Origin of the sequence: Streptomyces sp. 71268, assembly GCF_029392895.1 — a bacterium.
Classification (GTDB): domain Bacteria; phylum Actinomycetota; class Actinomycetes; order Streptomycetales; family Streptomycetaceae; genus Streptomyces.
Genome location: NZ_CP114200.1, coordinates 3,480,755 through 3,501,795 on the forward strand (window position 1 = coordinate 3,480,755; position 21,041 = coordinate 3,501,795).

The window sequence follows — 21,041 nt, forward strand, 5'->3', positions numbered from 1 at the left end:
GGTTAGTGTCCCGCCATTTTCTCGAGGCGGCTGATGCGCTCCGCCATGGGTGGGTGGGTCGAGAACAGCTTGGCCATGCCGGCGCCCGGGCGGAAGGGGTTCGCGATCATCATGTGGCTTGCCGTCTCCAGCCGTGGCTCCGGCGGCAGCGGGAGCGCCTTCGTGCCCGCCTCCAGCTTCCGCAGGGCGCTCGCGAGGGCCATCGGGTCACCGGTGAGCTGGGCGCCCGACGCGTCCGCCTCGTACTCGCGCGAACGGCTGACGGCGAGCTGGATGACGGAGGCGGCCAGCGGGCCGAGGAGCATGATCAGCAGCATGCCGAGGAAGCCGGGGCCGTCGTCGTCGTCGGATCGGCCGATGGGGATCAGCCACGCGAAGTTGACCAGGAACATCACCACGCTCGCGAGCGCGCCCGCGATGGAGGAGATGAGGATGTCGCGGTTGTAGACGTGGCTCAGCTCGTGGCCGATGACGCCGCGCAGCTCGCGCTCGTTCAGCAGCCGGAGGATGCCGTCGGTGCAGCACACGGCCGCGTTGCGCGGGTTGCGGCCGGTGGCGAAGGCGTTCGGGGCGTCGGTGGGCGAGATGTACAGCCGGGGCATCGGCTGTCGCGCGGCCGTGGACAGCTCCCGGACCATGCGGTAGAGCTGGGGTGCCTCGAACTCGCTCACCGGACGGGCCCGCATCGCCCGCAGGGCCAGCTTGTCGCTGTTCCAGTACGCGTACGCGTTGGTGCCGAGCGCTACGAGGACGGCGATGACCAGTCCGGTGCGGCCGAACATCCCACCGATGACGATGATGAGTGCGGACAGTCCCCCGAGGAGTACGGCGGTCTTGAGCCCATTGTGCCGGCGGTGCACGGTACGCCCTCCAAGTGGTACGGCAGGGGGAACCCTTTCGCGGTTTCTCCAGCTTTCAGTGGACCCTCCATCACTGGTCAACGCCAGATGAGAAGGGCTAGTTCCCTTGTGCCGGGTGCGCGGGCAGCCGCCCCGCCGGGGCGCGGCGGCCTGACGGCGGGGGCCACGGACGGGGCGCTCGGCGTACGGCGTGCCCGGCTGGCCGGCATCGCAGCAGGTCAGCCGGGTGGTGGCGGGGCCGGGCGGGGCGGTGGGCCACGGGCGCGGAGGGGGTTAGAAGAGGGTCCCGGAGGCGAAGTGCAGCACGAGCTGCGGGGCGCCGGACAGGGCGACGCCGAGCACGGTGGTCAGGGCGACCGTGGCGGTCAGCGAGGCGGGGACCCGGGGCCGGGCACCGTCCGCCGTGGCGTCCGTCGCGCGAGGGCGTTCGCCGGCCGGGGCCGCCGTGCGCACCGCGACCGCGCCGGCTTCCGGGCCCGCCCCGGGCAGCGCGGCGGAGTCCGAGCGGGAGGCGGCGGGCTGACCGGGGGCCGGGCCGGCGGGCGCGGTGGCCGGGGCCTCGGCGGGGGTGGGCGCGCGGAAGAGGGCGGCCGTCCACTGGAGGTAGTAGTAGAGCGCGATCACGACGTTGACCGCCATGACGACGGCGAGCCAGCCCAGGCCCGCGTCGACGACCGCGGAGAAGACGGCCACCTTGGCGAAGAGGCCGATCACGCCCGGCGGCAGCCCGGCCAGGCAGAGCAGGAAGAAGCCGAGCGCGAGGGCGGCCAGCGGGCGGGTGGCGTAGAGGGAGCGGTGGTCCGTGAGGCGCAGGCCCGTGCTGGTCCCGGCGCGGCCCGCGACGTGGGCCACGAGCGCCACCACGGCGAACGCCCCGAGGTTGACCGCGGCGTACATCAGCGCGTAGGCGACCGTGGCACCGACGGCGTGCTCCGCGTCGGCGGCGGAGTCGGCGTAGCCGGCCGCGGCGATGGGGACCAGCAGATAGCCGGCCTGCCCGACGGAGGACCAGGCCAGCAGACGTACGGCGCTGCGCGCGTGCTCGGGGCGCTGACGCAACGCGGCCACGTTGCCCACGGTCATGGTGAGCGCGGCCAGCACCGCCGCCGCCGGCCCCCACACGTCCGCGTAGGAGGGGAAGGCGCGGACGGTCACGACGATCAGGCCGGTGAAGCCGACGGCCTTGCCGATGACGGAGAGGTAGGCGGCGATCGGCAGCGGAGCGCCGACGTAGGTGTCGGGGACCCAGAAGTGGAAGGGGACGGCCGCCGTCTTGAAGGCGAAGCCGATCAGGGTGAGGGCCACGCCCGTCTGCGCGAGGGTCTCCAGGCGCGGGTCGACGTGGGTGAGGCCGTCGGCGACGCGGGCGACGTGCATGCTGCCGGTGGTGGCGTAGACGAAACTCACGCCGAGCAGCGTGACCGCGGTGGCCACGACCGAGGAGAGGAAGAACTTGAGCGCGGCCTCGGAGGAGCGGCGGTCGTTGCGGCGCAGGCCGACCAGGGCGAAGGCCGGGAGGGAGGCGACCTCAAGGGCGATGACCAGGGTGGCCAGGTCACGGGAGGCGGGCAGCAGCGCAGCGCCGGCCGCGGAGGACAGCAGCAGGAACCAGTACTCGCCGGCCGGAAGCTTCTGCTCCGCCACGGTGTGCAGCGAGAGCAGGGCGGTCAGGAGCGCCCCGCCGAGCACCAGGAGCTGGATGGCGACGGTGAAGTCGTCGGCGACGTAGCTGCACACGTCACCGTCGGAGACCAGGCAGAACGTCGCCTTGTCACCGCCTCGCAGCGGCAGCAGGGACAGTCCGGCGACGGCGAGCCCGGCGATCGAGACCCAGCCGAGCAGCGGCTTGCGCCGTTCGGCCAGGAACAGGTCGGCGACCAGCACGACGAGGCCGACGACGGCGGTGAGGGTGGGCGGGGCGATGGCCAGCCAGTCGATGGACTGGACGGCGCTCGCGGCGGTGGTGTTCATCAGCTCCCGCCTCCGAGGAGGTGCTGCACGGCCGGGTCGGTCAGCCCCAGCAGGGCCGCGGGCCAGAGCCCGGCGAGGACGGTGAGGACGACGAGCGGCGTCCAGGCGGCGAGTTCGTGGCCCCGTACGTCGGCGATCGCGTCATCGCGGCGCGGGCTGCCGACGGTCGCCGCGGCGGCGGGCGAGGCGAGGCCGGGCGAGCCGGTGTCGGGCGCTGCCGTGTCGGTGGGCGCGGCGTCGGTGGGCGCGGCGCCTGGCGGGGTCGCGGCCGTACGGGTCGCGCCGCTCGCCGCCGTGGGGGCGCCGACGGCGGCCGGGACCGCCGTGGCGGGCGTGCCGTCCGGCGCCGGGGCGCCGGCCGTGGCGAGGGCGCCGCCGGCGGCGGGCTCGCCCATGCACACGCGCCGCACGACGATCAGCAGGTAGGCGGCGGTCAGCAGGGTGCCGAGGCCGGCGAGCGCGAGGAAGGTGAGGTAGGCGGGGCGGCTGAGGCCGTCCGCCGGCTCGTACGCGCCGAACATGGCCAGCATCTCGCCCCAGAAGCCGGCGAGGCCGGGCAGGCCGAGGGAGGCGACGGCGCCGAAGGCCAGCAGGCCGCCGAGGCGCGGAGCCCTGCCGTACAGCGCGGCGCCCGAGGCGCGCGCGCCGCCCGCGAGCTGGTCGAGGTCGGTGCTGCCGAAGCGCTCCTTGAGGGCTCCGACCAGGAAGAACAGCAGGCCGGTGATGAGGCCGTGCGCGATGTTAGCGAACAGCGCGCCGTTGACTCCGGTCGGCGTAAGGGTGGCGATGCCGAGGAGGACGAAGCCCATGTGGCCGACCGAGGAGTAGGCGATGAGGCGCTTGAGGTCGGCCTTGGGGCGGGCGGGGGTCAGCGCCGCGGTGGGGCCGAGCGTGTCGGAGCGGCCCGAGGTGGGCAGCGCCAGGGCGAGGCAGGCGAGCGAGCCGTAGAGGATGCCGACGACGGCGAACGCCGCGAGGTACGGGGCGAGGGTGTGCGCGCCGTCGGGGGCCATCGGGAGCGCGATGCGGACCAGGCCGTAGGTGCCCATCTTCAGCAGCACGCCGGCCAGGAGTACGGAGCCCACGGTGGGCGCCGCGGTGTGCGCGTCGGGCAGCCAACTGTGCAGCGGCCACATCGGGGCCTTGACCGCGAGTCCGATACCGATCGCGAGCACGGCGATGACCTGCGTGGAGTGGCTGAGCCCGGCCCCGTTGTCAGAGGCGAGTGCCACCATGTCGAAGGTGCCGCCCTTGAGGCCGATGAGGAGGAGGCCGAGCAGCATGACGACGGAACCGAGCAGTGTGTAGAGGATGAACCGCCAGGCGGCCCGCTCGCGGTCGCTGCCGGCCGGGGCAGCGGGGCCGGTGGGGGTGGGGCCCGCCGTGTTCTCCTGGCCGCCCCAGCGGGCGATCAGGAAGTACATCGGGATGAGCACCATCTCGAACGCGAGGAAGAAGAGCATCAGGTCCAGGACGGCGAAGGTGGCGAGCGTGCCGGCCTCCAGGACCAGGAGCAGCGCCACGAACGCCGTCGGGGAGCCGCCCGGGGGCATCCGGAAGTAGCTGTAGAGCGCGCAGAGGAAGGTGAGCAGCGCGGTCATGACGAGCAGGGGGAGCGAGATGCCGTCGATGCCCAGGTGGATGCGGATATCCAGGGCCGGGATCCACCGGATGTCGGTGGTGGCCTGCATGTCCTCGGCCCGGTCGTAGTCGAAGCCGATCGCGAGGGCTACGGACAGGGCGAGGACCAGCCCGGTCACGGTGACGCCGTGCCGCAGCACGGCCTGCTCGGGGTCGCGCCCGCGCAGTCCGGGCGGGGCGGGCAACAGCGCGGCGACCGCGCCGAGCAGGGGGAGGACGACGACGGCCGCGAGGAGGAGTTGCATCACGTTCTGACTCACCTCAAAGGCTCCTCGGGGTGGCGGCCGGGCGGCGGGCGGTCCGGAGCGGGCCGGGCCGGTCGACCGGCTGTGCGGCGCGCGCGATCGGGCCGGGCAGCGGACGGTGTCCGGGCGGCGCGATGGACGAACCCGGCATGGCTACGCCGTACGGGTGACGGCCGGCGGCTTCGGGGGTGGCGGCGTACGGGGGACGCGACATGGTTCAGCCTCCCGTCGCGGTGACGACGACGGCGACGACGAGCACCAGCGAGCCGGCGAGCAGCGCGCTCAGGTACGTCTGGACGTTGCCGGTCTGCGTCCTGCGGACGGCCGCGCCCAGCAGCCCGGGCGCGGTGGCGGCGCCCCGGACGTAGGTCTCGACGACCTCGCGGTCGAGGAAGCGCACGAGGCGGGCGGCGGCGCGTACGGGGCGGACGAAGACCGCCCCGTAGATCGCGTCCAGGTGGAAGCCGACCGCCGCGTGCCGGTGCAGCGGGCCGAGCAGGAGCCGGCCGGGGTCGGCCGGGTCGGGCGCGGAGGCGATGCTGCCGTAGGCGGGCTCGTGGCTGGCGATGGCCTCGGCCTCGGAGACGGCGGGCTCGGCTTGGGGGTGCGCGGCGACGGCGCCGAGCGGGGGCCGGCCGGCGAGCGCGGTGGTGTGCCGCCAGGTCGCGTACGTCATGATGCCGCCGACCAGCGCGAAGCCGGTGCCGAGCACGGAGGTGGCGAGGGTCGGGTCGAGCGAGTGGTCGTCGAACCAGCTCGGGAGGTGGCCGGTGGCCACGCCGAGCCCCACGGCCGGTACGAACAGGACCCAGAGCACGACGTTCATGGCGAGCGGCTGTTTGCCGTGGTCGGGGGCCTCGGGTCCGCTGCCGCGGAAGGCGAGGAGCCACAGCCGGGTGGCGTACCCGGCGGTGAGCAGGGCCGTCACCAGGCCGGCGACGAGCACGACCCAGCCGACGGCGCCGGGCACGTCGTACGCGGGCTCGGTGGCGCCGTGCCCGGTGGCGACGGACTCGGCGGCGCCGAGCACCGCCTCCTTGGAGAAGAAGCCGGCGAAGGGCGGGATCGCGGCGAGCGCGAGCAGGGCGACGCTCATCGTCCAGTACGCGTCGGGAATGCGACGCGCGAGGCCGCCCATCCGGGACATGGCGGCGAGCGAGTTGGTGCCGGCGGCGTGGATGATGACGCCCGCGCCGAGGAAGAGCAGGGCCTTGAACGCGCCGTGCGACATCAGGTGGAACACGGCGGCGCCACGGTCGCCGACGGCCAGCGCGCCGGTCATGTAGCCGAGCTGGCCGACGGTCGAGTAGGCCAGCACGCGTTTGATGTCGTCCTGGGCGAGCGCGGCGAGCGCGGAGCCCACCATCGTGACGGCGGCCATGACGGCGAGGACGGCCAGCGCGGCGGCGGACGCGGCGAACACGGGCAGCAGCCGGGCGATGAAGTAGACGCCGGCCGCGACCATCGTCGCGGCGTGGATCAGCGCCGAGACCGGGGTCGGGCCGGCCATCGCGTCCGGCAGCCAGGTGTGCAACGGGAACTGGGCCGACTTGCCCGCGACGCCGGCCAGCAGCAGCAGCGCGATGACCGTCGGGTGGTCGAGCGTGTGGCCGCCACCGGTCAGAGCGGCGTAGATCTCGCTGATCCGGAACGTCCCGGCGTCGGCCGCCAGCGCGAAGATGCCGATCAGGAACGGCACGTCGCCGAGCTTGGTGACCAGGAACGCCTTGAGCGAGGCCGAGCGCGCGGCGGCCGTCTCCCAGTAGTGCCCGACCAGGAAGTACGAGCAGATGCCCATGACCTCCCAGCCGACGAGCAGCACGATCAGGTCGTCGCAGTAGACGACGAGCAGCATCACGGAGGTGAAGAGGGAGACGAGCGCGGCGTACGAGGGGTAGCGCGGGTCGGTGCGCAGGTAGCCGACGGAGTAGCTCTGTACGCAGGTGGCGACGGTGGCCACCAGGATGGCGACGAGCGCGGCGAAGCCGTCGACGTGCAGCGCGAGGTCGATCGGGATCGAGCCGGTGTCGGTGAGCTTGGTGGCCGCCTCGATCGGCGCGTCACCGCCCTGCCGGACGGCGACGACGACGGCGAGCACGGCGGCGGCGAGCGTGGGCAGCACGGCCAGCGGCCGGACGAAGCCGGGGGCGCGGCGGCCGCACAACAGGCCCGCGACGGCGCCCAGGAAGGGCAGCAGGGGGACGAGGGCGGCGGTGGTCGTGGTCGTCACGCGGCGGCCTCTCCGCTGGTCAGACGCTTGCCGTCGGCGACGTCGGGGGCATTGTCAGTGGTGCCTGGCATGCTGTCGGCAGCGGTGGGGACGTCGGCGAGATCGCGCAGCCTGTCGACATCGGAGGTGCCACGGTTGCGGTAGACGAGCAGCACGATGGACAGGCCGATGCCGATCTCGGCGGCGGCGATGGCGATGGTGAACAGGGTGAGCGCCTGGCCCGCGTGCAGGGTGTCGCGGAGCCAGACGTCGAAGGCGACCAGGTTGAGGTTGACGGCGTTGAGCATCAGCTCGACGGACATCAGGACCAGGATCGCGTTGCGCCGGGCGAGTACGCCGTAGAGGCCGACGCAGAAGAGGAGGGCGGCGAGCACGGCGGGATAGACGAGGTGCATCAGGTGCCCTCCCTGGGGGCGCGCTCGGCAGCGTCGTCGCCGGCGGAGCTGGCGGGTTCGACGGGCTCGGTGACGGCGGGCCCGCTCACCGCGGCTTCGGTCGCGGCGGCGCCGGGGGCGGTGGTGCGGGGGGTTCGGGTGGCTGCGGTGTCACGGTCGGCGGGGGCCTGGCCGGCGGTGCCGCCCCGCGCACCGGCGGGGGTCCGGCCCGTCGAGGCTCGGGGTGCCGAGGCTTCGGGTGCCGAGGCTTCGGGTGCCGAGGCCCGGGGTGCCGCCACGCCGGTGCCGGCGGCGGTGCCGAGCCTGGTCGCTCCGGTCCCAGTCCCGGCCCCGGTCGCCCGTACGCCGGGGCGGCGGCCGGACCGGCCGCTCGTCGGGCCGGTGCCGCCGCCGCGACGGGCTTCGCGACCGGCGGTGCCGCCGCCGGCCTTGGGGTCCTCGCGGTCCCTGCGGGAGAGCACGATGGCGCCGACGAGTGCGGCGAGCAGCAGGACGGAGAGCGCCTCGAACGGCAGCACCCAGTGCCGGAACAGGAACTCGCCGGTCACCCGGGTCGAGCCGGCCCCGGCCTCGGCGCCGGTCGTGGCCTTGTCCAGGTCGATCCAGGTGGAGCGGAAGGCGTCCACGACCACCCACACCAGGGTGGCCGCGGCGGCGAGTGCCACCGCGAGGGCGGCCCACCGGTTGCCGGAGTCCGCGTCCGGTGACCGCCCGATGGGCGCCTTGGTCAGCATCAGCCCGAACAGCAGGAGGACGACCACGGAACCGACGTAGATCAGCACCTGCACCCAGGCGATGAACTCCGCCGTGAGCAGCAGGTACTCCACGGCCAGGCCGCCGAGGGCCACCACGAGCCACAGGGCCGCGTGCACGAGTTGCCTGGTGGTGACGGTGATGACGGCCGCGCCGAGGGTCGCGACGCCGACGAGGAGGAAGGCGATCTCGACGCCCGTGGGCGAGAGGAAGCCCTGGCCCGCTGCGAGGGTCATGAGGGCGCTCCCTCACCCGGGGTGCCCGGGGCACCGGGCTCCCCGGGCGCGTCCGATGGGCCGGGCGCGGCTGCCGCCGCGGCCTCGGCCGCCTGCGCGGCGGCGAGCTTGTCGGCCGTCTTGCGCGCGGCGGCGATCTCCTTGGGCTCCTCGGCCCCGGGGTCGAGCGCGGGCGGCTCGGGCACGGTCCACATCCACTCGCGGAGCTTGTCCCGCTCGTGGGTCAGGTCCCGGATGTCGGTCTCCGCGTACTCGAACTCCGGCGACCAGAACAGCGCGTCGAAGGGGCAGACCTCGATGCAGATACCGCAGTACATGCACAGGGCGAAGTCGATGGCGAAGCGGTCGAGCACGTTCTGGCTGCGCTCCCGGCCGCCCGGGGTGGCCGCGGGCACCGTCTCCTTGTGGGAGTCGATGTAGATGCACCAGTCGGGGCACTCGCGCGCGCAGAGCATGCAGACCGTGCAGTTCTCCTCGAACAGCCCGATCACGCCGCGGCTGCGCGGCGGCAGTTCGGGCAGCGTGTCGGGGTACTGCGCGGTGTGCGTCTTGCGGGTCATCGTGCGCAGCGTGACGGCCAGCCCCTTGGCCAGGCCGGAGCCGGGCCAACCGGACTTCTTCTGCGCCAGGTCGTCCAGTGCCATCAGTTAATCGCCACCTTCACGACGCCGGTCAGGGCGATCTGGGCCAGCGCGAGCGGGATGAGTACGGTCCAGGCGAGCTTCTGCAACTGGTCCTCGCGCAGACGCGGGTAGGTCACGCGGAGCCAGATCACGACGAACGCCAGGGCCAGCGCCTTGAGCAGCGTCCACAGCCAGCCGAGTTCGTCTGCGAAGGGCCCGTGCCAGCCGCCGAGGAAGAGCACGGCCGTGAGCCCGGACAGCACGACGATGCCCGCGTACTCGGCCAGCAGGAACAGCGCGAAGCGCAGGCCGGTGTACTCCGTGTACGCGCCGAAGATGATCTCGGAGTCGGCCACCGGCGCGTCGAAGGGCGGCCGTTGCAGCTCGGCGAGGCCGGCGACGAAGAACACCACGCCACCCACGATCTGCCACGGCACCCACCACCACTCGAAGGCGTCGAGCATGCCGGGCAGCGAGACCGTGCCGGCGGCCATGGCCACCGAGGCGGCGGTGAGCAGCATCGGCAGCTCGTACGCCATGAGCTGGGCCGCGGTACGCAGGCCGCCCAGGAGGGAGAACTTGTTGGCCGACGCCCACCCCGCCATGAGGGAGCCGAGCACGCCGACGCCCATCACCGCGAGGACGAAGAAGATGCCCGCGTCGATGACCTCGCCGACGGCGTTGTCCGGGCCGATCGGGATGGCGACGAGCACCAGCAGGTACGGCAGCAGCGCGACGGCGGGCGCGAGCTGGAAGACGCGTCGGTCGGCGTTGGCCGGGACGACGTCCTCCTTCTGCGCGAACTTCACGCCGTCCGCGACGAGCTGGGCCCAGCCGTGGAAGCCCCCGGCGTACATGGGGCCGAGGCGCCCCTGCATGTGCGCCATGACCTTGTGCTCGGCCTGGCCGATGACCAGCGGGAACACCAGGAAGATCACGAAGACGGCGAGCAGTCGCAGCGCGACTTCGAGGGTGTCGTTCATGCGTCGCCTCCGTCAGCCCGTCCGCCACGGTCCCCGGACCCGGTCCCGGTCCCGGGCGCGGATTCTCCCCCGGCCTCAGCCCCGGCCTCAGACTCGACCTCGGGCCCGGACTCGCTCTCGGATTCGGGCTTGCTCCCGGGTTCGGGCCCGGGTTCGGGCTTGCTCTCGGCCTCGGGCCCGGGCGCGGAGTCGGCCTCGGACCGGGTCGCGGGCTTGGCCTCCGGCTCGGCCACAGGCCCGGACGGGGTCGCGGGCTTGGCCTCGGCGTCCGTGGACGGTGGCGTGGTGGCGCGCGGGGCGGCCGGGCGTTCCCGGTTTACCGACGGCGTGTCGGTCGCCGGGCGGGCGTCGTGCCACGGGGCGTCGGGGGTCCGCCGGGCGGGGCGTGCCGCGGGGGCCGCGGCCTCGTCCGCGCCGGCGCGCTCCTCGCCCGCGGCTCGCTGGCTGGCCGAGCCGGCGCTCGCGCTCCGGGCGCGCCGGGGCGGGCGCGTGGCGGGCGCGCCGGCTTGCGCGGCGCCCTCCTGGCCCGGCTCGACAGCGGCGCCCGGGGCGCCCTGGGCGTCGGCCGCGACCTGCTGGCTGGCCGAGCCGGCGCTCGCCGAGCGGGTACGCCGGACCGGGCGGTCGCCCTTGGCGGCCGCCCCACCCGCCGCGCGTGCGCCGCGCGCCGGGCGCGCCGGCGCGGGCGGGAGCTGGCCCTTGAGCGGGCCCCAGTCGTTGGGGTCGGGCACGCCCGGCGGCAGCATCTGCCGCCGCTTGGGCCCGCCGTGGTCGGACTCCCCCGGCTCCTTGGCGCCCGGCCACGCCTTGGCGACCCGCGCCGCCAGCACGAAGTCCTTGCGCAGCGGGTGGCCCTCGAACCCGTCCGGCAGCAGCAGCGGCACCAGGTTCGGGTGGTCGGTGAAGTCGACGCCGAACATCTCGTGCGTCTCCCGCTCGTGCCAGGCGGCGCCCGGGTAGACGTCGATGGCCGTGGGCAGCGTCGGCGCCTCGTGCGGAACGGTCGTACGGACCAGCAGCCGCCGCAGTCCCGTCGGGCCGGCCGGCTCGGCGTCGCCCGACGCGTGCTCGGGCAGCTCAGCGCCGTCCCGCGCGCCGGCGCTCGCGGCGCGCTCCGCCCGGGCCACCGCGTCGGCGTCGGGCAGGGCGGCGACGTGGGCGGCGACGCGCAGGCCGGTGCCCGGTTCGTCCACCGCGCTCAGCCAGTCGAAGTAGGTGCAGCCCAGCTCGGTGCGGGCGGCCTGGAGCGCGGGGATCCAGGACTCGGCCGGCACGTCGACGGTCAGCAGGTCGTAGGTCTCCTCGGCGCGCGCGCCGGCGCCGAACAGCTCCGCCGCGGAGCGCGGCAGCCAGCCCACCGGCGCCGCCTGCTCGGCGCCGGTTTCCGTACCGCCCGCGGCGTCCCCGTCACCGGCGGCGGTTCGGGCCGTGGCCGCGTCGCCCGCGCTGACCGCGTCCGCGGCCCGCCCGGGGTCGTCCGGCGTGCTCATCGCGCGTCCTCTCCGGTCGGCTCCCGCCGCTCCGGCGCCGACACCAGCGGGCTGCGCAGCGCGTCGGCGGACGGGCGCGGCGCGGGGCCGTGCGGGTAGCGGCCCGCCAGCGACTCGTCGGCGATCTTCTCCTGGAGCTTGAGGATGCCCTGCAGGAGCGCCTCGGGGCGGGGCGGGCAGCCCGGCACGTACACGTCGACGGGGATGATCTGGTCGACGCCCTTGGTGACGGAGTACGAGTCCCAGTACGGGCCGCCGCAGTTGGAGCAGGCGCCGAAGGAGATCACGTACTTCGGCTCGGGCATCTGCTCGTACAGCCGCTTGATGGCGGGTGCCATCTTGTCCGTCACCGTGCCCGAGACGAGCATGAGGTCGGCCTGGCGCGGCCCCGGCGCGAAGGGGATCACGCCGAGCCGGATGAAGTCGTGCCGGGCCATCGACGCGGCGATGAACTCGATCGCGCAGCAGGCCAGGCCGAAGTTGAAGACCCAGAGGCTGTAGCGGCGGCCCCAGTTGAGGATGACCTTCATCGGTTCGGGCGCCAGCCGGGCCAGCGGGCCGAGCCGGCTCGCGCCGCGCACGGCGTCAGCGGGTCGCGCGACCGTCGGCGTGGGCAGGTCCACGGGGGTCACCTTGGGGGTCACGTCCATTCGAGGACGCCCTTCTTCCATGCGTACAACAGGCCGACGGTCAGAAAGCCGAGGAAGACGAACATCTCCACCAGGGTGGTACCGCCGAAGCCGGGTTCGGCGAAGACGGTCGCCCAGGGGAAGAGGAAAATCGAGTCCACCGCGAAGATCACGTACAGGAACGCGTACACGTAGTAGCGGACCTGGGTGTGGGCCCAGCCCTCACCGACCGGGTCCACGCCGCACTCGTAGGTGAGCAGCTTCTCCGGCGTGGGCACCACCGGGCGCAGCAGCCGGCCGCCCACGAAGGCGACGGCCAGGAAGAGGACGCCGACGACCGCGAGGAGGCCGACGGTCGAGTAGCCGTCGAAGTACGCGGCGGCCCACTGGGTGGGGGCGTCCGCGGCGGGGACCGTGCCCGGGGGGCCGCCGGCGGGTGCGGCCGCCATCTCCGGCACGTCCGTCACATACGTCACGTCCGTCCCTCGCTCCCTCTGCCGCTCTTCGGCTTGGTGGATGCTTGCCGCCCAGCTCACCGCCGCTTTCCGCGGGGCGGCACCGGCGATCCATACGGACGGGAGTCTAGGCCCTGCGCGCACCTCGATTGCCAGCCTGTCCACAGGGGGTGGGGTTATCCCCAGGTCGCCGGGTGGACTTTCCCCATGGCCTTTTGGGGACTTGGCCCGGCAGGCTTGGGGTATGAACGCCAGACCTGCGGCCGATTCGCCGGTGAATGTGTCCGGTGCCACGTCCGACGGCGCCGCCCCCGGTGCCCAGACCGACGGCCGTGCCACCACCCGTAGCCACCCCGCGCCGGGCGCGGGCCACGCGACCGCGCGCCCCGCCGCGACCGCCACCGAGGCCGGCCGGACGGCCGGGACCACCGAGACCGCCGAGGGCCAGGGGCTGCCGCGCCCTCCGGCCTTCGGGTTCCCGGGCGCCACCTGGCGTGAGATCGCGTACCTGCTCGCCAACCTGCCGGTGGGCATCTTCGGGTTCGTCTACGTGGCGAGTTGGGTGTTCGCCGGCGTCGCCCTGTCGATCACCGTCGTGGGACTGCCGATGCTGGCGCTCGGGCTGCTCGGCAGCCGGCAGATCGGCAAGTTCGAGCGGTGGCGTGCCCGGGCGCTGCTCGACGTGCACGTCGACGAGCCGAGCCCGTTGCGGCACCGCACGCACGGCGGCTTCTTCCCCTGGCTGTGGACGAGCCTGAAGGACACCGTCGGCTGGCGGCACACGCTCTACCTGCTCGTACGCCTGCCGTGGGACGTGCTGACCTTCACCGTCACGCTGGTCGGCCTGTTCGTCGCCTGGCCTGTGCTGCCGTGGGTGGCGCGCGGCCTGGCCCACGTGGACCGGGCGATGGTGCGCGCCCTGCTCTCGCCGTCCGACGAGCTGGAGCGGCGCATCGCGGAGCTGGAGTCGGATCGCGGGGTGGTGGTGGACACCGCCGCCGCCGACCTGCGCCGCATCGAACGCGACCTGCACGACGGCGCCCAGGCCCGCCTCGTCGCCCTCGCCATGGACCTCGGCCTCGCCAAGGAAAAACTCGCCGAAGACCCCGAAGCCGCCGCCAAAATGGTCGACGAAGCCCACGGCGAAGTGAAAATAGCCCTCCAGGAGCTCCGCGACCTCGCCCGCGGCATCCACCCCGCCATCCTCACCGACCGCGGCCTCGGCCCCGCCCTCTCCTCGCTGGCCGCGCGCTGTACGGTCCCCGCCACCATCTCCGTCGACCTCGACGAGCGCCCCGCCCCGGCGATCGAGGGCATCGCGTACTTCACCGTCTCCGAACTCCTCCAGAACATCAGCAAGCACAGCCGGGCCCGGGCGGCGACGGTCGAGTTGTGGCGTACCGAGCACCGGCTGCTGGTCCAGGTGTGGGACAACGGTGTGGGCGGCGCCGACACCAGCGGCGGCGGGCTGGCCGGGCTCGCGGAGCGGCTCGGCTCGGTCGACGGCCTGCTCGTCATAGCCTCGCCGGCCGGCGGCCCGACGACGATCACCGCCGAGCTGCCCTGGCGCGACCGCACCCCGTAGCGGGCCCCAGGGGGGCGCTGGGGGTGCCGGAGACACGGTCGGGGTACCGGGGGCCCGCCAGGTGGGGTAGGGAAAACCCCCTGCCGAAGAGGGCGACGGCCTCCATGGTCGGAACCGGTCCGATACGACAGCCTTGAGGTAGTTCAGGGGCGAGGCGCCCTCCGAGCCGCACGTGGCGGCACGGGCGAAGGACCGGAGGACGGACGAAGAGATGGCTACCGCATACGGATCTGATCCGCACAGCGCCGAGCTGCGCAGCCACCGGCTGCCGGCCGGCCTGCGCGCCCCCTTCGAGGGCCGCACCTGGCGCGAGCTGTGCCACCTCCTCCTCAACCTGCCGATCGCCCTGCTGACCTTCACGTACGCGATCGTCATGTTCTCGCTCGGCGTCGGGTTGCTGGTGACCTTCCTCGGGGTGCCGATCCTGGCCCTGATGCTGCTCGGGGCGCGGGGGCTCGGCGTCGTGGAGCGGGGGCGCGCCCGGCTGCTGCTGCGCCACGACGTCGCCGCGCCCGCCCCCGTGCTGCGCCCGGGTGACAAGCACGGCGCGTTCGCCTGGATGGGAGCGATACTCAAGAACGGCGACTCGTGGCGGCAGTTGCTGTACACCGTGCTGCTCCTCCCGTGGTCGCTGTGCACCTTCGTCATCAGCGTGGTCGTCACCGTGAACGGCTGGGTCCTGCTGACCTATCCGCTGTGGCACTGGACCATCCCGCACTACTCGGACCAGCCCGGCATGCAGCTCTGGTCGGACGGGGACAACGGCTTCTACCTGGACACGGCCTTCGAGTTGGCGCTGGCCAGCGCGGTCGGCGCCGCGTTCGTGCTGACCGCGCCGTGGATGATCCGGGGCATGGCGTTCGTGGACCGGCTGATGGTGTCGGGGCTGCTCGGTCCGTCGCAGCTCGCGAGCCGGGTCACCGAGCTGGAGTCGGATCGCGGGGTGGTGGTGGACACCGCCGCCGCCGACCTGCGCCGCATCGAACGCGACCTGCACGACGGCGCCCAGGCCCGCCTCGTCGCCCTCGCCATGGACCTCGGCCTCGCCAAGGAAAAACTCACCGAAGACCCCGAAGCCGCCGCCAAAATGGTCGACGAAGCCCACGGCGAAGTGAAAATAGCCCTCCAGGAACTCCGCGACCTCGCCCGCGGCATCCACCCCGCCATCCTCACCGACCGCGGCCTCGGCCCCGCCCTGTCCGCCCTCGCGGCCCGCTGCACCGTCCCCGTGAAGGTGCTCGTGGACCTCACCGCGCGGCCGGCCCCGGCGATCGAGGGCATCGCGTACTTCACCGTCTCCGAACTCCTCCAGAACATCAGCAAGCACAGCCAGGCCCGCACGGCCGGGGTCGACGTGTGGCGTGCCGACACCCGGCTGATGTTGCAGGTCACGGACGACGGCAAGGGCGGCGCCGACACCTCGGCCGGCTCCGGCCTCGCCGGCCTGGCCGAGCGGCTGGACGCGGTGGACGGCCTGCTGGTCGTGGACTCTCCGGTGGGCGGCCCAACGACGGTCACGGCCGAGCTGCCCTGGCGGGGCTGAGCCCCGCCGGCGCCGGGGCGGCCAAACGCCGGGTGGCCCCGTAACGGTCCGGAACACCACCCCTGGTGCCCCCTGCGGCACGCGGCTCCACCTCACCTTCCCCCCAGGACGCCTGACGCCCCTGGTCGTCGGGCGGGAAAACGTCCCCCTACATCTCGGCATTCGGTCCCGGAGCACGACGCTCCGGGACCGATTGCTGAGATGCTGTGCCCCAAGGGGTCGGTGCCGGGGGGCCAGAACACTGTGGAGGCAAGGGTGCGGGTGGTCATCGCCGAAGATTCGGTGCTGCTTCGGGAGGGCCTGACCCGGCTCTTGACCGACCGCGGACACGACGTCGTCGCCGGGGTGGGCGACGCGGAGGCACTGCTCAAGTCGGTGGCGGCGCTGGCCGCCGAGGACGCGCTACCGGATGTGGTGGTGGCGGACGTGCGCATGCCGCCGACCCACACCGACGAGGGCGTACGCGCCGCCGTGCAGCTCCGGCGCGACCACCCCGACCTGGGCGTCCTGGTGTTGTCGCAGTACGTCGAGGAGCAGTACGCCACGGAGTTGCTGGCCGGCAGCAGCCGGGGGGTGGGGTACCTCCTCAAGGACCGGGTGGCCGAGGTCCGCGAGTTCGCCGACGCCGTGGTCCGGGTGGCCGAGGGAGGCACGGCCCTCGACCCCGAGGTGGTCGCCCAGCTCCTCGGCCGCAGCCGCAAGCAGGACGTGCTGGCCGGTCTGACGCCGCGCGAGCGCGAGGTCCTAGGACTTATGGCCGAGGGACGGACGAATTCCGCCATTGCCCGCCAGCTCGTCGTCAGCGACGGCGCCGTGGAGAAACACGTCAGCAATATCTTCCTGAAACTGGGCCTCTCGCAGAGCGACGGCGACCACCGCCGCGTGCTGGCCGTGCTCACCTATATCAACTCCTGACAACCGGCCGATCGACGGGCGCACCAAATGCACGCCGGTCGGCCGAGCGAGTCGTACAACAAAAGTCCGGCGGAGAACACCACCGCAGCGATGACAGAGCCCGCCCGGGAATGGACACAAAGGGCGAACAAACCATGGCAAAGCGCGCCACGCATGTGGCACGCACCACCGTCCACCATGTGATCCGCCCCGGGGAAGGTGACCCTTACCCACGTACGATGGGCAAGGGACGACCCATTGGCATCGCCCGGGGTCCGGGGGCATTCCCGGCGCCAACCAGCCCGTCGCGAGCCGCCGCCTCGAAGGAGGTCCGAAGCAGTGACCAGCCAGGTCAACAGCACGGCCGAGCAGGCCGACCACGCCAAGCCGGCCGATTCAGCCGCCGCCAGCCAGACCGGGCCAACGCCCGCCGAAGGCCAGCACGAGGCCGGCACAGGCAAAGAAACCCGCCAGCTAGACCGAGTCATTATCCGTTTCGCGGGTGATTCGGGTGATGGTATGCAGTTGACGGGTGATCGGTTCACTTCGGAGACGGCGTCGTTCGGAAATGACTTGTCGACGTTGCCGAATTTCCCGGCGGAGATCCGGGCACCGGCTGGGACGTTGCCGGGGGTGTCATCGTTCCAGTTGCATTTCGCGGATCATGACATCCTGACTCCGGGGGACGCGCCGGATGTGTTGGTCGCGATGAATCCGGCGGCGTTGAAGGCGAACGTGGCGGACCTGCCTCCGGGTGCGGTGTTGATCGTGAACACGGACGAGTTCACCAAACGCCCGATGGCGAAGGTGGGGTATGCGAGTAATCCGTTGGAGGACGGGTCGCTGGCATCGTTCCAGGTGCACGGGGTGCCGTTGACGACCTTGACGGTCGAGGCGCTGAAGGAGTTCGGTCTCAGTCGCAAGGAGGCCGAGCGGAGTAAGAACATGTTCGCCCTGGGCCTGTTGTCGTGGATGTACCACCGTCCGACGGAGGGTACTGAGGCGTATTTGCGGAAGAAGTTCGCGAAGAAGCCGCAGTTGGCGCAGGCGAACGTGACCGCTTTCAGGGCGGGGTGGAACTTCGGGGAGACCACGGAGGACTTCGCTGTCTCCTATGAGGTGGCCCCGGCCTCGTCCGCGTTCACCGCAGGGGTTTACCGCAACATCTCGGGGAACCTGGCGTTGGCCTACGGCCTGGTCGCGGCCTCGGTCCAGGCGGAGTTGCCCCTGTTCTTGGGGTCGTATCCGATCACGCCGGCCTCGGATATTTTGCACGAGCTCTCGCGGCACAAGAATTTCGGGGTGCGCTCGTTCCAGGCCGAGGATGAGATCGCGGGGATCGGGGCGGCGTTGGGAGCGGCCTTTGGTGGGTCGTTGGCGGTGACGACGACCTCGGGGCCTGGGGTGGCGCTCAAATCGGAAACGATCGGGCTCGCGGTCTCCCTGGAACTCCCGTTGGTGGTGGTGGATATCCAGCGGGGTGGGCCCTCGACGGGGTTGCCGACCAAGACGGAGCAGGCGGACTTGTTGCAGGCCATGTACGGCCGTAACGGGGAGGCCCCGGTACCGATCGTGGCTCCCTCGACGCCGGCGGACTGTTTCGATGCGGCCGTGGAGGCGGCGCGGATCGCGTTGGTGTATCGCACGCCGGTGTTCCTGCTCTCGGATGGGTATCTGGCCAACGGGTCGGAGCCCTGGCGGGTACCGGATGTGAATGGGTTGCCGGATTTGCGGGTGCGGTTCGCCTCAGGACCCAATCACGAGTTGGCGGATGGGTCGCGGGTCTTTTGGCCCTACAAGCGGGACGCGGTGACGTTGGCGCGACCGTGGGCGGTGCCGGGAACGGCGGGCTTGGAACACCGGATCGGTGGGATTGAGAAGCAGGATGGTAGTGGGAACATCTCCTACGATCCGGCGAATCACGAGTTGATGGTCCGTACCCGCCAGGCCAAGATCGACGGTATCGCGGTGGAGGACGTGCGGGTGGATGACCCGGGCGGCGCCCGGGTGTTGGTGTTGGGGTGGGGTTCGACGTATGGGCCGATCGCGGCGGCGGTTCGACGGTTGCGGGGTGAGGGTGTGGCGTTGGCGCAGGCGCACTTGCGGCACATCAATCCCTTCCCAGCGAATCTGGGTGAGGTGTTGGCCTCGTATGAGCGGGTGGTGATCCCGGAGATGAACCTGGGACAGCTCGCGACGTTGATCCGCGCCCGGTACGCCATCGATGCCCGCTCCCACACCCAGGTCAACGGAATGCCGTTCAAGGCCGAGGAGTTGGCCAACGCGTTGAAGGAGGCCATCAATGCCTAACCCCACCACACCTCAAGCGTCCCCTGCCGCCGGTGCTGTCCAATCCGCTGTTGCTGGCGAGCCTGCTGTTTCCCCTGAGGGTGGGGGGCGGGGGTTGTTGTCGTTGGTGCCGCGGGCTGAGGGCAAGCAGTCGATGAAGGACTTCAAGTCCGATCAGGAAGTGCGTTGGTGTCCGGGGTGTGGGGACTACGCGGTGTTGGCGGCCGTGCAGGGCTTCATGCCGGAGTTGGGCCTGGCGCGGGAGAACATCGTGTTCGTGTCCGGGATCGGGTGCTCCAGCCGTTTCCCGTACTACATGAACACCTACGGCATGCACTCCATCCACGGACGAGCGCCGGCGATCGCGACGGGCTTGGCGACCTCGCGACGGGACCTGTCGGTCTGGGTGGTCACCGGGGATGGCGACGCGCTGTCCATCGGGGGTAACCATCTCATTCACGCGTTGCGGCGAAATGTGAACCTGAAGATCTTGTTGTTCAACAACCGGATCTACGGGCTCACCAAGGGCCAGTACTCCCCGACCTCGGAGGTCGGGAAGATCACCAAGTCGACACCGATGGGATCCCTGGACGCCCCGTTCAACCCCCTCTCCCTCGCCCTGGGCGCCGAGGCTTCGTTCGTGGCTCGGACGGTGGACTCAGACCGGCAGCACCTGACGAGCGTGTTGCGGGCGGCGGCCGCGCATCCGGGTACGGCGTTGGTCGAGATCTACCAGAACTGCAACATCTTCAACGACGGTGCCTTTGAGGTCCTCAAGGACAAGGAACGCGCGCTGGAGGCCGTGATCCGACTGGAACACGGCCAGCCGATCCGCTTCGGTGTGCCCGCCGAGGACGGACTGGGCTCCAAGGGCGTGGTCCGCGACCAGACCACAGGCGACCTGCGAGTGGTCGACGTGCGGGAGGAAGGCACGGAAGGGGTGTTGGTCCATGACGCGCGGGCCGCGTCCCCGACCACCGCCTTCGCCCTGACCCGACTCGCCGACGCCGACACCCTCCACCACACCCCCATCGGCGTACTCCGCAGCGTGCAACGCCCGGTCTACGACACGTTGATGAGCGACCAACTCGACCAAGCCATCGAAGCCCAAGGCAAGGGCGACCTCGCCACCCTCCTCGCCGGCAACGACACCTGGACCGTCCCCAACTAGCCTCTCACCGGCGTGCTTGCCCGCGCACCGGCTCGCCGGTCTACCGGCTGGCCACCGGCCCACCGTGGCAGCTCGGGCAACGCCTCACCCGGGCGCACCAGCCCCCGGACTCCGGCCGCTGGTGCGCGCCGGCGCGGATGACACGGCCCGGACCCGAACGCCCATCGGGTCCGGGCCGTCGCGCGCCTGGCGCCTCCCGCGCGCCCCGACCTCCCCGCGTCCGAGCCACCCTCCGAGCCCTGGCCGCCACCCCCGCGCCTTGGTCGCGTCCGCACGCCGAGCCGCTCCGGCCCGCGCCCCTCTCCGGCCATCCCTAACCTGCGCTTTCGGTCTCGTTGACCTCGCGGCCTCGCTACGTGGCGGCCCCACCCGCCGCGCCGCGCGTCACCTCCGTACGGCGCGGACCGCCCCGTCGCGCGCTGGGAGCCGGCGCCGCGCTCGGTTCAGCAGGCGCGCGTCTCGTTCCCGCGCGCCGCCCGCTGTCCGGCTCCGCGCCGTCGCCGTGCCGCGCGTCGTACCGTTCTCGCGCCGCCTGCACCTCGGGGACCCGGCGCTCGGACCAGCGGGCCAGCGCCCACACCTGCTGCGCGGCCTCCTCACCCAGCGGGGTCAGCGAGTACTCCACGCGTGGAGGGATCACCGGGTACGCCTCACGGTGCACGAAGCCGTCGCGCTCCAACGTCTGGAGGGTCTGGGCGAGCATCTTCTCGCTGACGCCGCCGACGCGTCGGCGCAGCTCGCTGAACCGGTGCGTCCGCTCCCACAGCGCCGCCAGCGCCAGCACCCCCCACCGGCTGGTGACGTGCTCAAGGACGAGCCTGGAGGGGCACGCGGGCGCGTTCACGTCCGGCACCTTCGGCACACCGAGCGCGTGGAGCCGGTCGCCGTCAGCGGCCTCGGCACCACTCTCGGCATCAGCGTGGCGCTCGGCGCCGCCCCCGACGGCGTGGTCGGCGACGCCGTGGTCGGCAACGCCGTCCTCGGTCGCGCCGTACGCGTCGGCACCAGCTTCCGAACCATCGCGGCCGACACCCGCGCCGTCGGCGGT

General features: G+C 72.5%; 15 protein-coding genes and 2 pseudogenes. 5 read left to right on the forward strand and 12 right to left on the reverse strand.

The features are described from left to right. Positions 1-2: 2 nt before the first annotated feature. The 11 genes and pseudogenes from htpX to OYE22_RS13225 all read right to left on the reverse strand — a co-directional run bounded on the left by htpX (position 3) and on the right by OYE22_RS13225 (position 12,505). Positions 3-860: a zinc metalloprotease HtpX gene (gene htpX, locus OYE22_RS13175; RefSeq protein WP_277320587.1), complete on the reverse strand. Its 858-nt coding sequence runs from the start codon at positions 858-860 to the stop codon at positions 3-5. A 273-nt stretch (positions 861-1,133) separates the two neighbouring features. Then, positions 1,134-2,831: an NADH-quinone oxidoreductase subunit N gene (locus OYE22_RS13180; RefSeq protein WP_277320588.1), complete on the reverse strand. Its 1,698-nt coding sequence runs from the start codon at positions 2,829-2,831 to the stop codon at positions 1,134-1,136. Next, complete coding sequence (locus OYE22_RS13185) at positions 2,831-4,717, reverse strand: NADH-quinone oxidoreductase subunit M (RefSeq protein WP_277324113.1); 1,887 nt, start codon at positions 4,715-4,717, stop codon at positions 2,831-2,833. The genes OYE22_RS13180 and OYE22_RS13185 overlap by 1 nt, the downstream gene beginning before the upstream one ends. A gap of 217 nt (positions 4,718-4,934) precedes the next feature. After that, positions 4,935-6,947, reverse strand: a complete 2,013-nt coding sequence (locus OYE22_RS13190) for an NADH-quinone oxidoreductase subunit L (RefSeq protein ID WP_277320589.1) — start codon at positions 6,945-6,947, stop codon at positions 4,935-4,937. Continuing rightward, positions 6,944-7,342, reverse strand: a complete 399-nt coding sequence (gene nuoK / locus OYE22_RS13195; RefSeq protein WP_176163466.1) for an NADH-quinone oxidoreductase subunit NuoK — start codon at positions 7,340-7,342, stop codon at positions 6,944-6,946. The genes OYE22_RS13190 and nuoK overlap by 4 nt, the downstream gene beginning before the upstream one ends. A 434-nt stretch (positions 7,343-7,776) precedes the next feature. After that, positions 7,777-8,331 (reverse strand): annotated as a pseudogene (locus OYE22_RS13200) (NADH-quinone oxidoreductase subunit J); the annotation flags it as partial. After that, positions 8,328-8,975, reverse strand: a complete 648-nt coding sequence (locus OYE22_RS13205) for an NADH-quinone oxidoreductase subunit I (RefSeq protein ID WP_277320590.1) — start codon at positions 8,973-8,975, stop codon at positions 8,328-8,330. The gene OYE22_RS13205 and the pseudogene OYE22_RS13200, both read right to left, overlap by 4 nt. Beyond that, positions 8,975-9,937, reverse strand: coding sequence for a complex I subunit 1 family protein (locus OYE22_RS13210; RefSeq protein WP_277320591.1), 963 nt, complete (start codon positions 9,935-9,937; stop codon positions 8,975-8,977). The genes OYE22_RS13205 and OYE22_RS13210 overlap by 1 nt, the downstream gene beginning before the upstream one ends. Further along, on the reverse strand, positions 9,934-11,427 hold the full coding sequence (locus OYE22_RS13215; RefSeq protein WP_277320592.1) for an NADH-quinone oxidoreductase subunit C: 1,494 nt from the start codon (positions 11,425-11,427) through the stop codon (positions 9,934-9,936). Before OYE22_RS13215 ends, OYE22_RS13210 begins: the two co-directional genes overlap by 4 nt. Then, positions 11,424-12,077, reverse strand: coding sequence for an NADH-quinone oxidoreductase subunit B (locus tag OYE22_RS13220; RefSeq protein ID WP_277320593.1), 654 nt, complete (start codon positions 12,075-12,077; stop codon positions 11,424-11,426). The genes OYE22_RS13215 and OYE22_RS13220 overlap by 4 nt, the downstream gene beginning before the upstream one ends. Beyond that, positions 12,068-12,505, reverse strand: a complete 438-nt coding sequence (locus tag OYE22_RS13225) for an NADH-quinone oxidoreductase subunit A (protein WP_277324114.1) — start codon at positions 12,503-12,505, stop codon at positions 12,068-12,070. Before OYE22_RS13225 ends, OYE22_RS13220 begins: the two co-directional genes overlap by 10 nt. A gap of 250 nt (positions 12,506-12,755) precedes the next feature. Here OYE22_RS13225 and OYE22_RS13230 point away from each other — a divergent pair, with 250 nt between their 5' ends. From OYE22_RS13230 to OYE22_RS13250, 5 genes are all read left to right on the forward strand, one after another. Beyond that, the gene (locus OYE22_RS13230) at positions 12,756-14,096 is read left to right on the forward strand and encodes a sensor domain-containing protein (RefSeq protein ID WP_277320594.1); all 1,341 of its coding nucleotides are present in this window, start codon (positions 12,756-12,758) and stop codon (positions 14,094-14,096) included. A gap of 211 nt (positions 14,097-14,307) precedes the next feature. Continuing rightward, on the forward strand, positions 14,308-15,639 hold the full coding sequence (locus tag OYE22_RS13235; RefSeq protein WP_277320595.1) for a sensor histidine kinase: 1,332 nt from the start codon (positions 14,308-14,310) through the stop codon (positions 15,637-15,639). Between the two features lie 255 nt (positions 15,640-15,894). Continuing rightward, a complete protein-coding gene (locus OYE22_RS13240) occupies positions 15,895-16,554 on the forward strand; it encodes a response regulator transcription factor (protein WP_277320596.1) in 660 nt (219 codons plus the stop codon). A 318-nt stretch (positions 16,555-16,872) separates the two neighbouring features. After that, positions 16,873-18,843 (forward strand): 2-oxoacid:acceptor oxidoreductase subunit alpha, encoded by a 1,971-nt coding sequence (locus OYE22_RS13245; RefSeq protein ID WP_277320597.1) that lies wholly within the window; start codon positions 16,873-16,875, stop codon positions 18,841-18,843. Between the two features lie 133 nt (positions 18,844-18,976). Then, the gene (locus OYE22_RS13250; RefSeq protein WP_277324115.1) at positions 18,977-19,993 is read left to right on the forward strand and encodes a 2-oxoacid:ferredoxin oxidoreductase subunit beta; all 1,017 of its coding nucleotides are present in this window, start codon (positions 18,977-18,979) and stop codon (positions 19,991-19,993) included. A 511-nt stretch (positions 19,994-20,504) separates the two neighbouring features. Here OYE22_RS13250 and OYE22_RS13255 read toward each other — a convergent pair. Further along, positions 20,505-20,855 (reverse strand): annotated as a pseudogene (locus OYE22_RS13255) (helix-turn-helix domain-containing protein); the annotation flags it as partial. Positions 20,856-21,041 lie beyond the last annotated feature (186 nt).